The sequence below is a fragment of the Rhizobium leguminosarum genome (assembly GCF_010668065.1).
GTDB lineage: Bacteria > Pseudomonadota > Alphaproteobacteria > Rhizobiales > Rhizobiaceae > Rhizobium > Rhizobium leguminosarum_S.
Genome location: NZ_WUEN01000011.1, coordinates 1 through 20,912, shown reverse-complemented (window position 1 = coordinate 20,912; position 20,912 = coordinate 1). Strand labels below are relative to the sequence as shown.

At 62.6% G+C, this 20,912-nt stretch carries 16 protein-coding genes, 1 pseudogene and 1 riboswitch; of the genes and pseudogenes, 11 read left to right on the top strand and 6 right to left on the bottom strand.

Features of this window, described 5'->3' with window-relative positions; translation table 11 throughout:
- Nucleotides 1-47: 47 nt before the first annotated feature.
- The 9 genes and pseudogenes from GR198_RS25405 to atzF all read left to right on the top strand — a co-directional run bounded on the left by GR198_RS25405 (nt 48) and on the right by atzF (nt 10,971).
- Entirely contained in the window at nt 48-965 is a 918-nt protein-coding gene (locus GR198_RS25405; protein WP_025398518.1) for a helix-turn-helix domain-containing protein, read from the top strand.
- Between the two features lie 37 nt (nt 966-1,002).
- Nucleotides 1,003-1,128, top strand: a pseudogene (locus GR198_RS36375) (hypothetical protein); the annotation flags it as partial.
- A gap of 45 nt (nt 1,129-1,173) precedes the next feature.
- A riboswitch (guanidine-I (ykkC/yxkD leader) is annotated at nt 1,174-1,282 on the top strand.
- Between the two features lie 74 nt (nt 1,283-1,356).
- Nucleotides 1,357-2,430 (top strand): putative urea ABC transporter substrate-binding protein, encoded by a 1,074-nt coding sequence (locus tag GR198_RS25400; protein WP_164024623.1) that lies wholly within the window; start codon nt 1,357-1,359, stop codon nt 2,428-2,430.
- A gap of 65 nt (nt 2,431-2,495) precedes the next feature.
- Complete coding sequence (locus tag GR198_RS25395) at nt 2,496-3,314, top strand: ABC transporter permease (protein ID WP_164069749.1); 819 nt, start codon at nt 2,496-2,498, stop codon at nt 3,312-3,314.
- On the top strand, nt 3,311-4,141 hold the full coding sequence (locus GR198_RS25390; protein ID WP_029874953.1) for an ABC transporter ATP-binding protein: 831 nt from the start codon (nt 3,311-3,313) through the stop codon (nt 4,139-4,141). The genes GR198_RS25395 and GR198_RS25390 overlap by 4 nt, the downstream gene beginning before the upstream one ends.
- Entirely contained in the window at nt 4,138-4,959 is an 822-nt protein-coding gene (locus GR198_RS25385) for an urea amidolyase associated protein UAAP1 (protein ID WP_164069748.1), read from the top strand. Before GR198_RS25390 ends, GR198_RS25385 begins: the two co-directional genes overlap by 4 nt.
- An 11-nt stretch (nt 4,960-4,970) precedes the next feature.
- Entirely contained in the window at nt 4,971-5,621 is a 651-nt protein-coding gene (locus GR198_RS25380; RefSeq protein ID WP_164024627.1) for an urea amidolyase associated protein UAAP2, read from the top strand.
- Between the two features lie 3 nt (nt 5,622-5,624).
- Nucleotides 5,625-9,164, top strand: coding sequence for an urea carboxylase (gene uca, locus GR198_RS25375; RefSeq protein ID WP_164069747.1), 3,540 nt, complete (start codon nt 5,625-5,627; stop codon nt 9,162-9,164).
- 1 nt (nt 9,165) lies between these two features.
- On the top strand, nt 9,166-10,971 hold the full coding sequence (gene atzF / locus GR198_RS25370; protein WP_164069746.1) for an allophanate hydrolase: 1,806 nt from the start codon (nt 9,166-9,168) through the stop codon (nt 10,969-10,971).
- Nucleotides 10,972-11,068: 97 nt separating this feature from the next.
- Here the strand turns inward: atzF and GR198_RS25365 are convergent, their stop codons facing one another.
- Genes GR198_RS25365 through GR198_RS25355 form a run of 3 tightly spaced genes read right to left on the bottom strand, consistent with a single transcriptional unit; the run spans nt 11,069 to nt 13,616 of the window.
- A complete protein-coding gene (locus GR198_RS25365) occupies nt 11,069-11,479 on the bottom strand; it encodes a VOC family protein (RefSeq protein ID WP_128407582.1) in 411 nt (136 codons plus the stop codon).
- 18 nt (nt 11,480-11,497) lie between these two features.
- On the bottom strand, nt 11,498-12,595 hold the full coding sequence (locus GR198_RS25360; RefSeq protein ID WP_164047269.1) for a Gfo/Idh/MocA family protein: 1,098 nt from the start codon (nt 12,593-12,595) through the stop codon (nt 11,498-11,500).
- A 10-nt stretch (nt 12,596-12,605) separates the two neighbouring features.
- Nucleotides 12,606-13,616 (bottom strand): Gfo/Idh/MocA family protein, encoded by a 1,011-nt coding sequence (locus GR198_RS25355; RefSeq protein WP_003549180.1) that lies wholly within the window; start codon nt 13,614-13,616, stop codon nt 12,606-12,608.
- A 367-nt stretch (nt 13,617-13,983) separates the two neighbouring features.
- Between GR198_RS25355 and GR198_RS25350 the strand changes: the two genes are divergently transcribed.
- A complete protein-coding gene (locus GR198_RS25350) occupies nt 13,984-15,144 on the top strand; it encodes a fumarylacetoacetate hydrolase family protein (protein ID WP_164047267.1) in 1,161 nt (386 codons plus the stop codon).
- Nucleotide 15,145: 1 nt separating this feature from the next.
- On the opposite strand, the gene scpA is transcribed toward GR198_RS25350, so the two are convergent.
- The gene (scpA, locus tag GR198_RS25345; protein ID WP_164069745.1) at nt 15,146-17,284 is read right to left on the bottom strand and encodes a methylmalonyl-CoA mutase; all 2,139 of its coding nucleotides are present in this window, start codon (nt 17,282-17,284) and stop codon (nt 15,146-15,148) included.
- Nucleotides 17,285-17,518: 234 nt separating this feature from the next.
- Between scpA and GR198_RS25340 the strand changes: the two genes are divergently transcribed.
- Nucleotides 17,519-18,877 carry an LLM class flavin-dependent oxidoreductase gene (locus GR198_RS25340; RefSeq protein ID WP_164069744.1) on the top strand — a complete coding sequence of 453 codons (1,359 nt, stop codon included), beginning with the start codon at nt 17,519-17,521 and terminating at the stop codon, nt 18,875-18,877.
- A gap of 1 nt (nt 18,878) precedes the next feature.
- Here GR198_RS25340 and GR198_RS25335 read toward each other — a convergent pair whose 3' ends face one another.
- Entirely contained in the window at nt 18,879-19,532 is a 654-nt protein-coding gene (locus GR198_RS25335; RefSeq protein ID WP_029874964.1) for a methionine ABC transporter permease, read from the bottom strand.
- Nucleotides 19,513-20,598: a methionine ABC transporter ATP-binding protein gene (locus tag GR198_RS25330; protein WP_164069743.1), complete on the bottom strand. Its 1,086-nt coding sequence runs from the start codon at nt 20,596-20,598 to the stop codon at nt 19,513-19,515. Before GR198_RS25330 ends, GR198_RS25335 begins: the two co-directional genes overlap by 20 nt.
- Nucleotides 20,599-20,912: the final 314 nt, after the last annotated feature.

The following is a 20,912-nucleotide window of genomic DNA, read 5'->3' as shown; positions in this document are numbered from 1 at the left end:
CCGGTTAGACTATCTGTAAGGGAGCGGGTGTCTCCTAAAAAGGGAACATGAATTTGGCGGAAAGTAAGGTCGGCACACGTGCAATCTATCAGCCCGGCGCGAGCAGCATCGAGGGTTTGCCGACAGCGCTGCAGATGTTTCATGCCCATCCGCCTGTTATGGCCATGCCACACTGGCACGCGCAGGTCGAAGTCAACTACGTGATGCGCGGCACCGTGCACTACCGGATGAGCGATCACGAATTCCGGCTGAACGCCGGCGAAATGTGCCTCTTCTGGGGTGGTCAGCCGCATCAGATGGACGAATCCTCAGACGATTCGCTCTATGCCGGCGCCCATCTGCCGCTCGTCTATTTCTTTCGGCTGCGCCTGCCGATCAGCGTTTCCAGCCGGCTTATGAAGGGTGAGACGCTACTGACCTCGGCAACGGATGCCGCCGACAACGAAAACTTCACCCGCTGGTTCCGCTACGCCAACTCCGGCGATGCCGCCAAGGCCCAGCATGCTGTAGACGAGCTGCTGCTGCGCATCGAACGGATCGCGCTCGAACCCTATTCGATGACGTCGCAGGCCGTCATCAGTCTCGAAGGCGATCACCCGCACCCGCATTCCTCGCGCAGCGTGGCGCGCATGTGTGATTTCATCGCCGCCAATTTCCTGCATGACATCGATTCGGTCGATATCGCCCGCGCCGCCGACCTACATCCGAAATATGCGATGAACCTGTTCAAGCGATCGACCGGCATGACGCTCAGCAAATACGTGACGCTGCTGCGGCTGTCGCGCGCCCAGGCGATGCTGATGAGCGAGGGCGCCAACGTGCTGCAGGTGGCGATGGACAGCGGCTTCGGCTCGATCAGCGCCTTCAACAAATCCTTCCGCCATATCGCCGGCATGTCGCCGTCGGACTTCCGCCGTGATATCCGGCTGGTGACGACGGTCCCGGCCGGGGCCTTCCGGAACTAGCTCAGATAGAGTTGCAACGCGGCGTTCTGCGTGGTGTGCCTGCTGCTTTTTCACTGGGCAAAAAAACCAACGCCTAAGGTGGCGGCAGAATGCGCACATTTTCTGTGCAAGTGCATGCACTATTGCATTTGCCAGGGAATTGATGCCATCTCACTCTCAATAAAATCAATGATTTATAATTTGGCACGCACTTTGCTTCGATAGTTGCAGAGTTGGTGGCTAGGGTTCCGGCGTCGCAAGACGTGGCTGGTCCGAGAGCTGCCACCGGCAGGGGAGACATCCTGCCGGGTGCACGGCGGGACAAAAGCCCGGGAGACCTCGTAAGCCAAGGGATTGGCGGCACGATGGTCATTGCCGATCCCTTTTGAAGAAAAGCAAAAGGGGAATTTCAATGCAGACTTTTTCGAAGATTCTATCGATGACCGCACTGACGGCGTCCCTGGCGCTCGGGCTCGGCTCCATCGCCAAGGCCGAACAGAAGACCGATTTCAAGGTCGCCTGGTCGATCTATGTCGGCTGGATGCCCTGGGGTTATGCTGCTGATCACGGCATCGTCAAGAAATGGGCCGACAAATACGGCATCAAGATCGAGGTCACCCAGTTCAACGACTACGTCGAATCGATGAACCAGTACACGGCCGGCGCCTTCGACGCCGTGACGCTCACCAATATGGACGGCCTGTCGATCCCGGCCGCCGGCGGCGTCGATACGACAGCCGTCATCGTCGGCGACTTCTCGAACGGCAATGATGCGGTCATCCTGAAGGACAAGGCGAGCCTTGCCGACATCAAGGGGCAGAACGTCAATCTCGTCGAATTTTCCGTCTCGCATTATCTGCTGGCCCGCGCGCTCGAAAGCATCAAGCTGACCGAGCGCGACGTCAAGGTGGTCAACACCTCCGACGCCGATATGGTTGCCGCCTACAAGACGGCAGATGTCACCGCCGTCGTCACCTGGAATCCGCTGGTCTCGACCATTCTCGAAGATCCCACGGCCAAGAAGGTCTTCGACAGCTCGCAGGTGCCGGGCGAGATCATCGACCTGATGGTCGCCAACACAGGCGTGCTGAAGGACAATCCGAATTTCGGCAAGGCGCTCGCCGGCATCTGGTATGAAACTGCGGCGCTGCTGACCGCCGACAGCGCCGACGGCAAGGCCGCCCGCGAGGCGATGGGCCAGGCATCGGGCACCGATCTCAAGGGCTACGAGTCCCAGCTTGCCGTCACCAAGCTGTTCGACAAGCCGGTCGATGCCGTTGCCTTCACAGCCTCGGACGGCCTGCCGAAAACGATGGATCTCGTCCGCAACTTCCTGTTCGAGAAGGGCCTGCTCGGCAATGGTGCGCCGTCTGCTGACGTCATCGGCATCGAAATGCCGGATGGCAAGGTCCTCGGCGATAGCGGCAACGTCAAGCTGCGCTTCACCGAGACCTACATGAAGGCAGCCGCCGACGGTTCGCTCTGAGCGATGTCAAAGCAGCGGTGCGGTCCTGACCGCGCCGCCCACTCTTCATCAGCGGAGCTTTCCTCATGCGCTGGATCAACACGAGGCCGAGCCGGGGCGCGCTGCTTGCCTTGACGCTGCTGCCCTTCGTGCTGCTGATCGTTGCCTACACGTTCGGCTCGGCAGCACGGCTGGCGGAAAACGCCAACGACAAGCTGCTGCCCGGTCTTGCCGGTTTTGCCGATGCGATCGACCGCTTTGCCTTCATCGCCGATCCGCGCACCGGACAATATCTGCTCTGGTCCGATACCGGGGCGAGCCTGGTCCGGCTGTTTGCCGGCCTCGGCATCTCGACGCTTACCGCGCTCGTCATCGGCATGCTGATCGGCATGTTGCCCTATCTGAGAGCCCTGCTCTCGCCCTTCGTCGCCGTCATCTCGATGGTGCCGCCGCTGGCGCTGCTGCCGATCCTCTTCATCGTCATGGGGCTTGGCGAAGCCTCGAAGATCGCGCTTATCGTCATCGGCGTTGCGCCGACGATGATCCGCGACCTTGCGCTGAAGGCGCTGGAACTACCGCGCGAGCAGATCGTCAAGGCTGAAACGCTCGGCGGCTCTTCCTGGCAGATCGGCCTTCGCGTCGTGCTGCCGCAGATCCTGCCGCGGCTGATCACCTGCCTCAGGCTTCAGCTCGGTCCGGCCTGGCTGTTCCTGATCGCGGCCGAGGCGATCTCGTCGGATTCCGGCCTCGGCTACCGCATCTTCCTCGTCCGCCGTTATCTCTCGATGGACATCATCTTTCCCTATGTCGTCTGGATCACGCTGCTCGCCGTGATCATGAATTATATCCTCGATCGCATTCGCATTGCTGTCTTCCCCTGGTCTGAGCTGGAGAAGCAGGCATGAGCGAGCTGGTGATCGAAAGGGTCTGGAAAGAGTATGGCGACCAGATCGTCCTCGAAGACGTGTCGCTGACGGTCGCTTCGCGCGCCTTCGTCGCTCTCGTCGGCCCATCCGGCTGCGGCAAGTCGACGTTCCTGCGTATGCTGCTCGGCCAGGAGCGGCCGACGCGAGGAACGATCCTGCTCGACGGGCGAGCCCTGCCGCAGGAGCCGGGGCCGGATCGCGGCGTCGTCTTCCAACGCTACTCCGTCTTCCCGCATCTGACCGTACTCGGAAATGTGCTGCTCGGACGGGAACTCTCGGCGTCCCGCTACAAGGCCAAGCTTTTCGGCGCCGCCCGCCGCAGCGCCATCGACGAAGCCCGGCGGCTGATTGCCGAAGTCGGCCTTTCCGGCGCCGAGGACAAATATCCAGCACAACTATCAGGCGGCATGCAGCAGCGCCTGGCGCTGGCGCAGGCCCTGATCATGAAGCCGAAGGTGCTGCTGCTCGACGAGCCCTTCGGCGCACTCGATCCCGGCATCCGCGCCGAGATCCACACCTTGATGAAGCGGCTCTGGCACGAAACACAGATGACCGTCGTCATGGTGACGCACGACATGCGCGAGGCCTTCACGCTGGCGACGCGCGTCGTCGCTTTTGAGCGCAAGCGTGACCGCCCGGAGGAAAAGGAGCGCTACGGCGCGACGATCACCAAGGATATTTCGATCTGGCCGCCCAGGCTTGCCGGCGCGCCCTCCATCTTCAGCCCCGACCGGGACGGCCCGGTCATTTCTCTGGGCCTTCGCCGGGACGACCCGGCTTCCAGTCCGTCAGGAGAAAAACCATGATGCATGTCAGACGTTCGCCCGAGGAGATCGCTGCCAACCGGCAGCGCTACGAGGAACATCAGAAGAAGGGGCTGGAATTTGCCCCGAAGGCCCTGCCGGCGCCGAGCCCCCTTCCCGCCCCTGCCGTCGATGCTGCCGCGATCATCCATCAGGAAACCATCCCCGGCGGCTGGTACTGGTCGACCGCGCTGAAGCGCGGCGAGGCTCTCCGCATCGACCAGGGCGAGGGCGGATCGACCGTGGCGCTGGTTGCCTGGAACGCTGCCGACACGAGTGAACGGCTCAATCTCGTCGATACGGTCAAGGTGCAGTGGACGACCGGCCTCGGCAAGGGCCGCGTCATCTTCTCGGATATGGGCCGGGTGATGTTTTCGCTGATCGAGGATAGTTCCGGCGCCCATGACTGCCTGATGGGCGGCTCGACGGCAGCTTCGAACGCCGCAAAATATCCTGGCGCGAGGACCCGCAACACCCGCGACAATCTCGTGCTCGTCGCCGGCAAGCTTGGTCTCGAACGACGCGACATTCCTGCGATTCTCAATCTTTTCGCTCCCGTCCGCGTCGACGATGACGGCGGCTTCCACTGGCGCGGCAAGCTCTCCAACAGCGGCGACTATGCCGAGCTGCGCGCCGAGATGGACATGATCGTCGGCTTCTCCAATTGCCCGCATCCGCTCGATCCCGATCCGGTCTATGCGCCGAAGCCGGTCATCGTCACGCGCTTTCACGCAGCCGCGCCCGCAGCCGACGACCTCTCGCACACGGCAACCGCCGAAGCCCTTCGCGGCTTCGAGAACAACGCCTCGATGCTGGCCTGAGGAGAATGACGATGACCGATTTCATCAAGACTTCAGCTTCGCACAGCCTCGAAAACGCCGTGCAGGATCATTTCATCCCGGCCGAAGCGCCATGGTCCGGCATCGTGCGCAAGGGCCAGACCATCCGCATCGAGGATAGTTACGGCCAGCAGGCGATCGACACGCTGTTTTATCGTGCCGACGACTTTGCCGAGCGTTATTCCAACCAGGATACGATGCGGGCGCAGGGTGGCGCCTATATCGGCACCGGCACGAAGATCATCTCGAACGAAGGCAATGTCATGCTGGTCATGACGGCCGACAGCTGCGGCCGGCACGATACATCCGCCGGCGCCTGCTCCTGCGAGAGCAACACGGTGCGCTTTGGCCACGGCACCAAATACCTGCATGCCTGCCGCGACAACTTCGTGATCGAAGTGACCAAACACGGCATGAGCAAGCGCGACATCGTGCCGAACATCAATTTCTTCATGAACGTGCCGATCAAGCCGAATGGCGAGATGACCATCGTCGACGGCATTTCCGCGCCCGGCGACTATGTCGAGCTGGTGGCGGAAATGGACGTGCTCTGCGTCATCTCCAATTGCCCGCAGATCAACAATCCCTGCAACGGCTTCGATCCGACGCCGATCCGGGTGCTGATTTGGGACGGCGAGGACTGATCGATGTTCACCAAGGTCCTTATCGCCAATCGCGGCGAAATCGCCGTCCGGGTTATCCGGACATTGAAGAGGATGGGCATCGCCTCGGTCGCCGTCTATTCCGATGCCGACCGGTTCTCGATGCCGGCGCTGACCGCCGACGAGGCCATCCGCCTCGGACCGGCGCCCGCTGCCGAAAGCTATCTCAACGTCGATGCCGTCATCGCCGCCTGCAAGGCGACGGGAGCCCAGGCCGTACATCCGGGCTACGGGTTCCTGTCCGAGAATATCGGCTTTGCCGAGCGGCTCGCCGCCGAGGGTATCGCCTTCATCGGCCCACGGCCGGAACATCTGTCGGCCTTCGGCCTGAAGCACACGGCGCGCGAACTGGCAAAGGCGAGCGGCGTGCCGCTGCTGCCCGGCACCGATCTCTTACAGAGCGTCGACGAGGCGCTTTCTGCCGCAGAGACCGTCGGTTATCCCATCATGCTGAAAAGCACGGCCGGCGGCGGCGGCATCGGCATGCAGCTCTGCGCCGATGCGGCAAGCCTCAAGGCCTCTTTCGAAAGCGTGCAGCGGACGGCGCGGGCCAGCTTCGGCGATGCGCGCGTCTATATCGAGCGCTTCGTTGCCGAAGCCCGCCATGTCGAGGTGCAGATCTTCGGCGACGGCAAGGGCGGCGTCATCGCGCTTGGCGAACGCGACTGCTCGCTGCAGCGCCGAAACCAGAAGGTCGTCGAAGAGACGCCTGCGCCGGGCCTTTCTGCGGAGACAAGGGCGCGGCTGCACAAGGCGGCGGTCGATTTGGGAAGCTCGGTCTCCTATGAATCGGCCGGCACTGTCGAATTTATCTATGATCCCCTGCGCGAGGAATTCTATTTCCTCGAGGTTAATACCCGCCTGCAGGTCGAGCATCCCGTCACGGAAGCCGTCTTCGGTATCGATCTCGTCGAATGGATGATCCGGCAGGCGGCCGGCGAAGACGTGCTCTCGGGCGCCAGAAGCCTGACACCGAAAGGTGCGGCGATCGAGATGCGGATCTATGCCGAGATGCCGCATGCCGATTTCCGACCGAGCGCCGGCCTTTTGACCGAGGTGATTTTTCCGGAAAGTGCCCGCGTCGACGGCTGGATCGAGACGGGAACCGAGGTCACGCCCTTCTATGACCCGATGCTTGCCAAGCTGATCGTGGCGGCGGAAGACCGGCCGGCGGCAATCGAGAAGCTGAAGACAGCGCTCGCCGAAACGTCGATATCAGGCATCGATACCAATCTCGATTATCTGAGAACGATCGCCGCTTCCGAATTGCTGGCCAGCGCCAAGGTGGCAACGACGGCTCTACGCGACTTCGCCTTCGTTCCCGATGTCGTTGAGGTTCTCGCGCCCGGCGCCCAGTCGAGCATGCAGGAACTGCCGGGCCGGCTCGGCCTCTGGCATGTCGGTGTGCCGCCGAGTGGTCCGATGGACGAACGCTCCTTCCGCCATGCCAACCGGCTGGTCGGCAATGACGATGCGACGGCTGCGCTGGAACTGACCGTTTCCGGTCCGACATTGCGGTTCTATGCCGACCAGACGATCGCGCTTGCCGGCGCCCGGATGCCTATGACATGCGACGGCGCAAGATTGCCGCATGACACCCCGGTATTGATCCGTGCCGGTCAGGTTCTGTCGATCGGTACGATCGAAGGACCGGGGCAGCGCGCCTACCTCGCGGTCGCCGGTGGTTTTGCCGCTCCCGTTGTGCTCGGCTCGCGCGCGACCTTCGGCCTTGGCCAATTCGGCGGCAACGCCACCGGCACCCTGAAGACAGGGCATGTGCTGCACTTTGCCCGCCAAGTACCGGCTGAACCGGCGACGCCCGCAACGGAGCCGGCCACCTTGACGCGCGAATGGGATGTCGGCGTCGTCTACGGCCCGCACGGCGCGCCTGATTTTTTCGAGGATGGCGATATCGAAACGCTGTTTTCGACGGCTTACGAGGTGCATTTCAACAGCGCCCGCACCGGTGTGCGCCTGATCGGCCCGGCCCCGCAATGGGCACGTAGCGACGGCGGCGAGGCGGGGCTGCACCCTTCCAACCTGCACGACAATGCCTATGCGATCGGGGCGATCGATTTCACCGGCGACATGCCGATCATCCTCGGCCCTGACGGCCCGAGCCTTGGCGGCTTCGTCTGCCCGGCGGTGATTGCCCGCGACGAGCAGTGGAAGATGGGTCAGTTCAAGCCCGGCGACCGCATCCGTTTTCATGCCATGGCGCGGCCGGAAGACCCGGTCGCTGGTCCAGCGGTGCGGCGGGTTGCGGAAGAGACGGGTTCGCCGATCGTCGGCACCAGCGAGGACGGACCGGTTTCGGTCGTCTATCGCCGCCAAGGCGACGACAACCTGCTCGTCGAATACGGGCCGATGACGCTTGATATCGCGCTCCGACTGCGGGTGCATCTGCTGATGCAGGCCGTTGTCGAGGCTCGCCTTCCGGGCATCGTCGACCTTACCCCCGGCATCCGTTCGCTGCAGATCCATTATGACGGCACGCAGCTGACGCGAAAGCGCCTGCTGGGGCTGCTCTCCGAGATCGAGGCGACGCTGCCGGCGGCACAGGAGGTCACGGTGCCCAGCCGCATCGTGCATCTGCCGCTTTCCTGGAGCGATCCGGATGCGGAGCTTGCGATGCGCAAATATCAGGAACTCGTTCGCCCGAACGCACCCTGGTGCCCATCGAACATCGAGTTCATCCGCCGCATCAACGGTCTTCCCGACGAACAGGCCGTCCGCGATATCGTCTTTGATGCCAGCTACCTGGTGCTCGGTCTCGGCGATGTTTATCTCGGCGCGCCGGTTGCGACCCCTGTTGATCCGCGCCATCGCCTGGTCACGACGAAGTATAATCCCGCCCGCACCTGGACGCCGGAGAATGCCGTCGGCATCGGCGGCGCCTATATGTGCATCTACGGCATGGAAGGACCGGGCGGCTACCAGCTCTTCGGCCGCACCATCCAGGTCTGGAACACCTGGCGGGAGACACCCGCCTTTGCCAGGGGCAAACCCTGGCTGCTGAACTTCTTTGACCAGATCCGTTTCTTCCCTGTTAGTAACCAGGAATTGACGGAGGCGCGCGACGCCTTTCCGCATGGGGGCTATCCGATCAGGATCGAGGAGACGGAATTCTCCTATGCCGCCTATGAGAAAGAATTGCAGGCGAATTCGGCCTCGATCGGCCGCTTCAAAGCGACACAGCAGGCCGCCTTCGATGCCGAACGCCGGCGTTGGAAGGAAGCCGGGCTGGACAGCTTCGTCACTGATGAAGGCACGGGCGAAAGCCCGGATGGGGATATTCCCGACGGCTGCTTCGGTGTTGCCAGCGCCGTGCCCGGCAATATCTGGAAATTGCTGGTCGAGCCGGGCGCCTCGGTTGCGGCCGGCGATACACTCGCCATCATCGAATCGATGAAAATGGAAATCAACGTCACCGCCCATGCGGCAGGCCGCGTCCGCGACCTGCGCGCCGGGCCGGGAAGAAACGTCAAAGCCGGCGATATCATCGTCGTTCTGGAGGAATGCTGACATGCTGCCGACCATCCTCGATCTCTCAAGCCTTCGCGCCGCCTATCAATCCGGCCTGACGCCGCTCGACGCCCTCGAAGAGGTGATCGCGCGGCGTGCCGCCTCGAAAGATCCGGCAATCTTCATCACGCCGGTGCCGGATGACGAGCTGCGCGCTGCCGCGAGAGCGCTGATGGCACGCGCGCCTGAGGCAAACAGCCTGCCGCTCTGGGGCGTTCCCTTCGCTGTCAAAGACAATATCGATGCCGCCGGCCTGCCGACGACTGCCGCCTGCCCGGCCTATGCGTATCGGCCGGAAGCGGACTCCACCGTCGTTGCCCGGTTGAAGGCGGCCGGCGCCATCATCATCGGCAAGACCAATCTCGACCAGTTCGCGACCGGCCTCAACGGCACGCGCTCGCCCTATGGCGCGCCGCGTTCGGTATTCGATGCGGCCTATATCTCCGGCGGATCGAGTTCCGGATCATCAGTCACGGTTGCTTCAGGCCTGGCGGCCTTCGCACTCGGCACCGATACGGCGGGTTCCGGCCGGGTGCCGGCTGCCTTCAACAATCTGGTCGGCATCAAGCCGACGCCGGGTCTCCTGCCGAATACCGGCGCCATACCGGCCTGCAAGAGCGTCGATTGCATCACGATCTTTGCTGCGACCGTCGGCGACGGTGTTGCGATCCGCAAGGTCGCCGAAGGCTTCGATGCCGCCGATCCGTTCTCGCGTCGCGCCAAGCCGGCGAACCTGCCTGTGTCGGGCTTGCGCATCGGCGTCCTGACTGACGCCGAGCGGGAGTTCTTCGGCGACAAGGAGGTGGAGGCGCTCTACGACCAGACGATCGAGCGGGCCAGAGGGCTCGGCGCCACCATCGTGCCTTTCGATTACGCGCCATTCCGCGAGGCGGCCGCCCTTCTCTATGACGGGCCGTGGGTCGCCGAACGTCTGGCGGCGGTCGAAACCTTCCTCGCCACCAACGCCGCCGATTTCGACCCGACGGTCAGAGGGATTATCGAAGGCGCCAAGGGCAAGACCGCGGTCGAGGCCTTTAACGGCCGATACCGGCTGGAGGAGCTGCGCCGCAAGACCGAAGCCGAATGGGAAAAGGCGGACGTGCTTCTGCTGCCGACCGCGCCCACCACCTACACGGTCGCCGACATGCTGGCCAATCCCGTCGTGCTCAACGGCCGCCTCGGTCGCTACACCAATTTCGTCAACCTGCTCGATTGCGCGGCGATCGCCGTTCCGGCCGGCTTCGGCAAGGGCGGCTTGCCGGGCGGCGTCACCGTCATCGCGCCTGCCTTCACCGACGATGCGCTGGCACCACTTGCCGATGCGCTGCATCGCGCAGCAGGTTCCGGCATGGGCATCGACCGGCAGGCGGCAATACCGGAAGCGAGCCGCATTGCGCCTGGCGATGACGGTTTCATCGAAATCGCGGTCGTTGGTGCGCATCTGACCGGCATGCCGCTCAATCACGAATTGGCAGGCTCCGGCGGGCGTCTGGTCAAGACCTGCCGCACGGCCGGCGATTATCGCCTCTTCGTTCTGCCCAATACCACGCCGCCGAAACCGGGACTGCTGCGCGAACCCGGCCATAAGGGTCAGGGGCTGGAGGTCGAGGTCTGGGCACTGCCGGCCGATGCTTTCGGCAGGTTCGTCCAGAAGATTCCGGCACCGCTCGGCATCGGTAAGCTCACGCTCGAAGACGGTTCCAGCGTCTCCGGCTTCGTCTGCGAGGCCCATGCGGTGAAAGGTGCCGATGAAATCACCGCGCTTGGCGGCTGGCGCAACTATATCAGCGCCAAGCTGGCGAGCTGAGGAGAGTCTTGCATGGCGGCAAAACTCATCCGGCGCCTGATCGATCTGCTGCGGGACGGTCTGACCGCCCGCAGCGAAGCGATCGGCAGCACCTGTGTCAGCCCTGGCGGCTCTGAGAGCGTTCGGCAAGCTCGACGATGATGCCGTCGGGATCGCGAACGAAGGCGATCTTGTTCAGCATCTCGGAGTGGACGGCGAAGCGCGGCGGCTCCTTGATCTCGACGCCCGCCTGTTCAAGGCGGGCGAAGGCCTCGTCGACATTGTCGAAATAGAAGGTGAGGTGCCGGACGCCGGCCGTATCTTCAGGCACGTCGACCGCCCTGGAAGCGCCGCCGGGCGGCGCAAAGACCTCCAGCATGCCGCCGCCTGCATCGAGGAACGCGACCTGCATGCCATTCGCCATCGTCTTGCGCAGCACGAGGCTGAGGCCGAGCAGGCCACAGTAGAAATCGACGGTGCGGTCCATGTCGCCGACCGTCATGCCGACATGCTCGAAGGATTTCAGCATCGGAGAGCCCTTCCCGGTTCAGACCGTGGCCGCAGCCCGCCATTCCCCTGCCGGAAGCCAGGAGCGATAGAGCGGATGATCGGCGGCGATCGGCATCGGCGTCGGTTGTCCGGTTCGCTGCGAGAAATAAGCGGCCGTTACCAGTTCCAGCGAATTGCGGGCATCCTGCAGCGTCACCGGTGGGTCGGTGTCTTCGACGATCGCCTTATGGAAGAGCTCGAACTGACGGGTGTAGCCATCCTCGCCAGGCACATGGGCGGCGAGCACTTCGTCGATCCGCGCCTGATGTTCCTCTGTCCCGGCGACGAACGTCCACGGATCACGGCCCATCGTGTAGGGTTCGATGATGCTTTCGGCGACGAGGTCGTTGAAGCAGAAGCGCAACCGCGAGATCTCCTTGCGCGAACCCAGCGTCATCGACAGCGTCGCCAGCGAGCCATTCTGCATCTTCACCGAAAGGGCTGCCGTATCCTCGACCTCGATCGGATTGACCAGCGTCGCCCCATAGGAAAACACCTCGGCGCAGGGGCCATGCACATAGTTCAGCATGTCATGGGCGTGGATGGCGTGGCCGAGAAGGCCACCGCCGAGTTCGCTCGCCCATTTGCCGCGCCACGGCACGGCATAATAATCCGGCCCGCGCCACCAATGGGTTTCGATCGTGGTCAGGAACGGCTTGCCGGCTAGGCCACGTTCGATCAGCAGCTTCAGCTTCTGCAGGCCGGAACCATAGCGATACTGGAAGATCGGCATCAGCTTCTTGCTGGGGAAGCGGGCAAGGATGCGCCCCATCTCGTCGACCTCGGCGATCGAGCCGAAGAGCGGCTTCTCGCAGATCACGTGCTTGCCTGACTCGATACCTTTGCGGCACAGTTCGAAATGCGAACTCGGCGGCGTCGAAATGTCGATGATGTCGAGATCGTCGCGGGCAAACAGCGAATCCGCATCCTGCGTGTATTCGGCAATGCCGAACTCCTCGCACAGCGCTCTGCCGCGCTCCTCATCGAGCGAGCAGAGCACGGGAACTTCGAAAAGCTCCTTGTTCCAACCGAAGCCGGCCAGATGCCGCGCAGCGATGCCTGCGCCGATGACGCCGACGCGCAATTTCCTGGTCATGATTTCCTCCTCAGCGAGCGCCGATGCGCGCGGCTTTCGCCTGGGCTTCGAGCGAAAGACGGCAGACTTCAAAAACGTGATCCTGGGTCATCGCCGTCTGTGTGCGGTTGCCGACGTCGGCGGTGAAAGCGTCGAAATAGTCGAGTTTTTCGCCACTGCAATCGATATGGGTCATTTCCTTGCCGTTGACCAGGAAGAGGTGATCCTTGCCCGGCCGGCCGGCGATATCGATATATTTGCGCAGTTCGATGTAGCCTTCGGTGCCGAGGATGGTCAGGCGCCCGTCACCCCAGGTCGGCAGCGCCTCCGGCGTGAACCAGTCGACTCGCACATAGCCCGCCGCCTTGTCGGAGCGCAGAAGCACCTCGCCGAAATCCTCGAAAGCGGGCTTGTCGGGCATGCCGAAATTGCCGATCGAGCTTGCGATGACCTCGCCTGTGGTCGAGCCGGTATAAAACAGGAACTGGTCGACCTGGTGCGAAGCGATATCGACGATGATGCCGCCGAAGGCTTCGGGATCGAAGAACCAGTCCGGCCGGGTCGGCAGTTGCAGCCGGTGTGGACCGACGCCGAGCGTCTGGATCACCTTGCCGATCGCGCCTTCAGCGACGAGCTTGCCGGCCTTGACGGCGGAGCGGACGCAGTGGCGCTCGGAAAAGCAGATCGAGAAGATCTTGCCGGTCTCGGCAACGGTACGCCTGACGTCCTCGAGTTGGGCGAAGGTCGTCACGCCCGGCTTGTCGGTCATCACATCCTTGCCCGACCTCATTGCGCGGATGGCAAGCCCGGCACGATCACGCGGAATCGCGGAAATGCAGATGACATCGATCGACGGATCGTCGAACAGCTTTTGCCTGTCGATCTGCGGCGCGTCAGGATAGGTCTTCTCGAAGGCCTCGCGCAACGCCGGCACCGAGGTCTGCGGGCAATAGCCGACGAACTCGCCACCTGCGGCCAGCAATCCCTTCACGTGATCGAACGTGTGCCCATGGTCGATTCCGACGACGGCAAATCTCAACATCGCTGCAATATCCTCCTGGGATTTTCGTGTGGCCGGCTGATGCCAGCCTCCTCCATGTTGGGCAAAACAGATAACGAAAGCCGGCTCCTGTCAAGGCGAGATGAAGGGCAAAATCGTCACAGCCTGTATTTAAATATCTGAAATATAACAGTTATTTTGTATCTAAATAGTTATTTTGTGAGCTTTTGCAATTGGATTTCCGAGGAAGTCAGCCGCCCGAGCCGATCAGGCGAAAGTCTTTTTCCCCGACGCATCTTGCCCCTTCTCCGTGAATGTGATCGATTTCGGCTGCCGCCGGGCTGGAGGGCGGCAACACCCCGCAATGTTTTGAAGAGCGCTCCCCGCTCGCCTGTGACGGAAGATCACCATGTCTCAACCTCTGCTCGATGTCGCCGCTTCGGATGGTCTTTTTGTCGGTCGCATCTGGAATCCCGAAGTGCAGGGACCGAGCATTGTGATGTTACGCGAGGGTATGCTGGTCGACATCACGTCGCGCGAGGCGCCGACGCTGAGCGCCCTGCTCGAGCTGCAGGATGCCGCCGCCTTCGTCCGTGCCGCAAGTGGCAAGGCGATCGGCTCGCTGGCGGACATCGCCGCTAACAGTACCGGAGCTCCGGATCAAACGCGCCCTTATCTCCTTGCGCCCGTCGACCTGCAGGCAGTCAAGGCCTGCGGCGTTACCTTTGCGCAGTCGATGATCGAGCGCGTCATTGAGGAGAAGGCCGCCGGCAGTCCGGAACGCGCCGCATCGATCCGCGAGCGTGTTAGCACGCTGATCGGCGGCAGCCTCACCAATCTGAAGGCCGGTTCGCCGGAGGCCGCCAAGGTCAAGCAGGCATTGATCGACGAGGGCATGTGGTCGCAATATCTCGAGGTGGGCATCGGGCCTGATGCCGAAGTCTTCACCAAGGCGCCGGTGCTCTCCTCCGTCGGCTGGGGTGCCGATGTCGGCCTGCATCCGATCTCGACCTGGAACAATCCCGAGCCGGAAGTCGTGCTCGCGGTCAATAGCCGCGGCGAAATCAAGGGCGCGACGCTCGGCAACGACGTCAATCTGCGCGACGTCGAGGGCCGCTCGGCACTGTTGCTCGGCAAGGCCAAGGATAACAACGCCTCCTGCTCGATCGGTCCTTTCATCCGCCTGTTCGAAGCCGATTACAGCCTGGATGACGTACGCAAGGCCGAACTCGACCTAAAAGTCACCGGCCAGGACGGTTTCGTGCTGCATGGCAAGAGTTCGATGTCACAGATCAGCCGCGACCCGACCGATCTCGTCAAGCAGACGGTCGGCGCCCATCATCAATATCCTGACGGTTTCATGCTTTTCCTCGGCACGCTGTTTGCGCCGACGCAGGACCGCGACGCGCCGAAGCAAGGCTTCACCCACAAGATCGGCGATGTCGTCGAGATTTCCTCGGCAGGCCTCGGCGCCCTCGTCAACACCGTGCGCCTTTCCACCGAATGCCCGCCCTGGACCTTCGGCATTTCGGCGCTGATGAGCAATCTGGCAAAGCGCGGACTGCTCTAAACTACTGGTTTCGCCGCCTGCCCTGCAGCAGATCGAGGACGGAGTTTGCCGCCTCGAGAACGTTTGTCCCCGGGCCGAATACGGCTGCAACGCCGTGTTCATGCAGGAATTCATAGTCCTGCCGCGGGATGACGCCGCCGCAGACGACGATGATATCGCCACCGCCCTGTTCCCTCAGCCTGTCGATCAGTTGCGGTAGCAGCGTCCTGTGGCCGGCCGCCAGCGACGAGACGCCGACGACGTTGACCTTTTCGCTGAGCGCGACACCGGCAGCTTCCTCCGGTGTCTGGAACAGGGGACCGGCGAGCACGTCGAAGCCGATATCGCCGAAGGCCGAGGCGATCACCTTGGCGCCTCGGTCGTGTCCGTCCTGACCGAGCTTGGCGACCATGATCTTCGGCCGGTGCCCCATGGCTTCCGTCACCTCCGTCATGCGAGTCTTGAGCACGGCGAGCTCGGGCTCATTTTCATACGCTTGGCCATAGACGCCCTTGATCACCACAGGGGTTGCGGCATGATCGCCGAAGGCATCGCGCATGACATCCGATATCTCGCCGACGGTGGCGCGGGCCCGCGCCGCCGCGATGGCAGCTTCCAGCAGGTTGCCCTCGCCGCTCTGTGCGATCTCCGCCAGGGCCGCCAGGGTCTCGCGCACGGCTCCGCCATCGCGCCGCCGCTTGGTTTCCTCGATGCGTCTGATCTGCGCTTTGCGCACCGCGCTATTGTCGATCTCCAGAATGTCGATCGGCTGCTCGTTGTCGAGCCGGTAGCGGTTGACGCCGACGATGACCTCTTCGCCCTTGTCGACGGCTGCCTGGCGGCGTGCGGCCGCTTCCTCGATCAGCCGTTTCGGCAGGCCGTCATTGACGGCCTTCGTCATGCCGCCGAGTGCTTCCACCTCCTCGATCAACGCCCAGGCTTTGTCAGAAAGCTCCTTCGTCAGGCTCTCGACGTAATAGGAGCCCGCCAGCGGATCGACCACCTTGGTGACGCCGGTTTCGTGGCTCAGGATCAACTGCGTGTTGCGGGCGATGCGGGCGGAAAATTCCGTCGGCAGCGCGATTGCCTCGTCGAAGGAGTTGGTATGCAGCGACTGCGTGCCGCCGAGCACGGCCGACATGGCCTCGAAAGCGGTGCGGATGATGTTGTTATAGGGATCCTGTTCCTGCAGCGAGACGCCGGAGGTCTGGCAATGGGTGCGCAGCATCAGCGAGGAAGCCTTCTTCGGCTCGAACTCCTCCATGATGCGGGTCCAGAGCAGCCGGGCGGCGCGAAGCTTGGCCGCCTCCATGAAGAAGTTCATGCCGATCGCAAAGAAGAAGGAGAGCCTGCCGGCGAAATCATCGACATTGAGGCCCTTGGCGATCGCCGCCCTGACATATTCGCGACCGTCGGCCAGCGTGAAGGCAAGTTCCTGCACCAGCGTCGCGCCGGCTTCCTGCATGTGATAGCCGGAGATCGAGATCGAGTTGAATTTCGGCATCTCCTTGGCCGTATATTCGATGATGTCGGCAACGATCCGCATCGATGGTTCGGGCGGATAGATATAGGTGTTGCGGACCATGAATTCCTTGAGGATGTCGTTTTGGATGGTCCCCGAGAGCTCGGTCCGTGGAACGCCCTGCTCCTCGCCGGCCACGATGAAGGAGGCAAGGATCGGGATGACGGCGCCGTTCATGGTCATCGACACCGACATTTCGCCGAGCGGAATGCCGTCGAACAGGATCTTCATGTCTTCGACGCTGTCGATTGCCACGCCCGCCTTGCCGACATCGCCCTCGACGCGCGGATGGTCGCTGTCATAACCACGGTGGGTGGCAAGATCGAAGGCGACCGACAGGCCCTTTTGGCCGGCGGCGAGATTGCGGCGATAAAAGGCGTTCGATTCCTCTGCCGTCGAGAAGCCGGCATATTGGCGGATCGTCCAAGGCCGGCCGGCATACATCGTCGCGCGCGGGCCGCGGGTGAAAGGCGAAAAACCAGGAAGCGAACCAAGGTGCCCGGCGCCGTCGAGATCCTCGGCCGTATAGAGCGGCTTGACGGCAATGCCTTCCGGCGTCTGCCAGGTCAGCGTTTCGGGCGAGGTGCGCAGCTCCTTTTGCGCAAGCTCCGCCCAATCCGACAGCGTCTTCTTCGTCATGTGGTTCCTCCGGCTTTTTTCATCCCCACCCTACCATTTCACAGGCTCATCGTGCGATAGAGCCCGAACAGGACGATTTTAGGCCGAAGCTGGCCCAAAATCTGAATCCTGTTCTACATTATATAGTTAGAGCATGATGTCGTCCGAAAACCGCTCACACTTTTCGGCATCATGCTTTTGGATAATTAATGCGGCAAATCCTTGATTTCTATTGCCGACTTTGGGACCCGCCTAATGAAGACAATGCAGATCTATGCCTTCGACATGAACTGTGTCGGGCACATCAACCACGGTCTGTGGACGCATCCGCGCGACCGCTCAGCGCACTATACCGATCTCGACTACTGGACGGAGTTTGCCAAGACCGCCGAACGCGGCAAGCTGGACGGCATTTTCCTGGCCGACATCGTCGGTGTCTACGATGTCTACAGGGGTAGCCCGTCGCCGGTGATCGAGACGGGCGCGCAGATCCCGGTCAATGATCCGATGATCCCGATTTCGGCGATGGCCTATGTCACCAAACATCTGGGTTTCGGCGTGACCGTCAACACGACCTATGAGCCACCCTTCCTGCTGGCGCGGCGCTTGTCGACGCTCGACCACCTGACCAAGGGACGGATCGGCTGGAACATCGTCACCGGTTATCTCGATAGTGCGGCTCGCAGCATGGGTTTCGACAAGCTGCCGGAACATGATGCGCGTTACGACGCAGCCGAAGAATATCTCGAAATTCTCTACAAGCTCTGGGAAGGGAGTTGGGACGACGATGCGGTGCTGCATGACAAGGCGGGAGGCGTCTATGCTGATCCCTCCAAAGTGCGCTCTGTCCGTCACGACGGCAAATATTACCGGATGGAAGGCATCCATCTTTCCGAGCCCTCGCCGCAGCGCACGCCCCTGCTCTTCCAGGCCGGCGCCTCCGCACGCGGGCAGGATTTCGCCGCACGTCACGCCGAATGCGTCTTCATTGCCGGCCCGAATCCCAAGGCGGCCAAGCCGACCATCGATGCGCTGCGGGCCAAGGCGAAGGAATTCGGCCGCGGCGCCGACGCATTGAAGATCCTGAGCCTGATCACCGTCGTCGTCGGGCGGACGGAGAAGGAAGCACGGGACAGACTGGAGGACTATCGCCGCCATGCGAGCGTTGAGGCTTCGCTTGCGCATTACTCCGCTTCGACAGGCATCGACTTTTCGAAGTATGGATTGGACGACGTCATCGACCAGAGCTCGACCAACGCCAATCAGTCGGCGCTTGCGGCCATCACGAAACAGGCGCCAAAGCCGGTGACGCTGCGTAACATCATCGACCAGATGGTGCTCGGCAGCCGGATGAAGCCGATAGTGGGTTCGCCGGAACAGATCGCCGATCATCTCACGGCATGGATCGACGAGGGTGGCATCGACGGCTTCAATCTGGCGCGGACAGTGGCGCCGGAAAGCCTGCGCGATTTTGTCGACTTGGTCGTCCCGGTGCTGCAGGAGCGCGGCGTCTTCAAGGCGGACTATGCTGCAGGACCCTTGCGGCAGAAGCTTTTCGGCGGCGGGAACGGCAGGTTGCCCGCCGCTCATCCCGCTGCCCAGTTCCGGCGCTGACTTATCGGTGGTCCAACCTGGCGACCAGCCGGTCGCCAAGCCACTGGATACCGCAGACGAGCACGATGAGGACGGCCACCACCGCGATCATCACACTGGTTTCAAAACGTTGATAGCCATAGCGGATGGCGAGGTCGCCGAGGCCGCCGGCGCCGATCGCGCCGGCCATGGCCGAGGCGCCGATCAGCGTTACCAGCGTGACGGTGAAACCGGCGACGATGCCCGGCAGCGCTTCAGGCACCAGCACCTCGCGGATGATCGTCCAGCGGTTGCCGCCCATGGCGCGCACGGCGTCGATCAGCCCGCGGTCGACCTCGCGCAGCGATACTTCGGCGATGCGGGCGTAGTAGGGCGTTGCAGCGATGGCGAGCGGCACGATGGCCGCCCAGGTGCCGAGCGCGGTGCCGACGATCAGCCGCGTCAGCGGGATCAGCGCCACCAGCAGGATGATGAAAGGCACCGAGCGGAAACCGTTGATGACTGACCCGAGCATGCGATTGATCCAGAGGTTTTCGGCGATGCCGCCGCGCGCTGTCGCGACCAGAGCAAGGCCGAGCGGCAGGCCGGCGACGAGCGAGATCAATCCCGAGGCGAGGGTCATCAGGACCGTCTCCCAAAGGGAGCGAATAAGCAGTTCAAGCATGATCGGTGTCATAACCAAGCACCTCCACCCGGGCGGACCGGGCCGTCAGGAATTGTTCGACTTTTCCGGCAAGCGCGGGGTCGCGCGCGGGAACGGCGATGAAGAACCGCGCCACCGGCTGGTTCTGGATATGGTCGATGCCGCCATGGACGAGGCGGAAGGAATGCGGCAATGCTGCCGAGAGTTCGGCAAATAGCGCGCCCTGCGCCTGTGGCCCGGCGAGATCGACGCTGAGGATCGCTTCGCTGCCCGCCGTCGCCGACAGCCGGCCGGCGATATGCTCAGGAAGCTGCGGGCGGATACCGCCAAGCAGGCTCCCGGTGATTTCAGCCTGCGGATTGGCGAAGACCGACCAGACCTGCCCTTCCTCGACGATCCGCCCGGCATCGATGACCGCGACGCGATCGGCAATGCCGCGTACCACTTCCATCTCGTGGGTGATGAGCAGAATGGTCAGTCCGAGCTTACGGTTGATGTCCTTCAGCAATGCCAGGATCGACCGGGTCGTTTCCGGATCGAGCGCCGATGTCGCCTCGTCGGACAACAGCAGTGCCGGGCGTGCCGCCAGCGCCCGGGCAATGCCGACGCGTTGTTTCTGGCCGCCGGATAGCGATACGGGATAAGCCTTCGCTTTGTCGGCAAGGCCGACGAGTTCGAGCAGCTCGTGCGCCCGTTTCAGGCGCTCGCTCTTTGCAAGACCCTCGATCTTCAGAGGCAGCGCGACGTTTTCTTCGACGGTTTTGGCAGAAAGCAGATTGAAATGCTGGAAGATCATGCCGATGCGGCGCCGCAGCGGCTGTAATTCCTGTTCTGAAAGTCCGGTGATATCTCGGCCTTCGATGAGGATCTCGCCGCTATCGGCGCGTTCCAGGCCGTTCAGGCAGCGGATCAGCGTCGATTTGCCGGCGCCGCTGCGGCCGATGATGCCGAGGATCTCGCCTCTCTGCACCGTCAGCGAAACGCCGTCGAGGGCTGCAGTGGCTCCGAACCGCCGCTTCACACCGGTAAGCCTCACCACCTCTTCGGTCGCCGTTTGCGGCTCTGCCTCGATCGCCGTGGTGGAAACAAAGGAATTCATGTGTTTTTCCTTGCAAATGCTGAAGGCGGCCCGGGCAAAGAACGCCCGGACCGCCTCTCGGCAGGCCTTAGAGCCTTTCCGGGTTAGCTTGAAGCATTCTGCCGGAGCAGGTTTTCGTCAGGGCAAAGGCGATTGGCGACGGGCATACCCCTTGGTACGTCCGAGCCGATCGCCTTTGCCCTGACGGAAAGATGCCCGGCCCTTCGGGTTGGCTGAAACGGGCCGGCTGATCGACCGGCCGGCTTGGCCGTAGAACTGGGCTACGACGCGCGCCGGCCGGTCGACCATCCGACTCCGTTTGAGCCAACAGAATG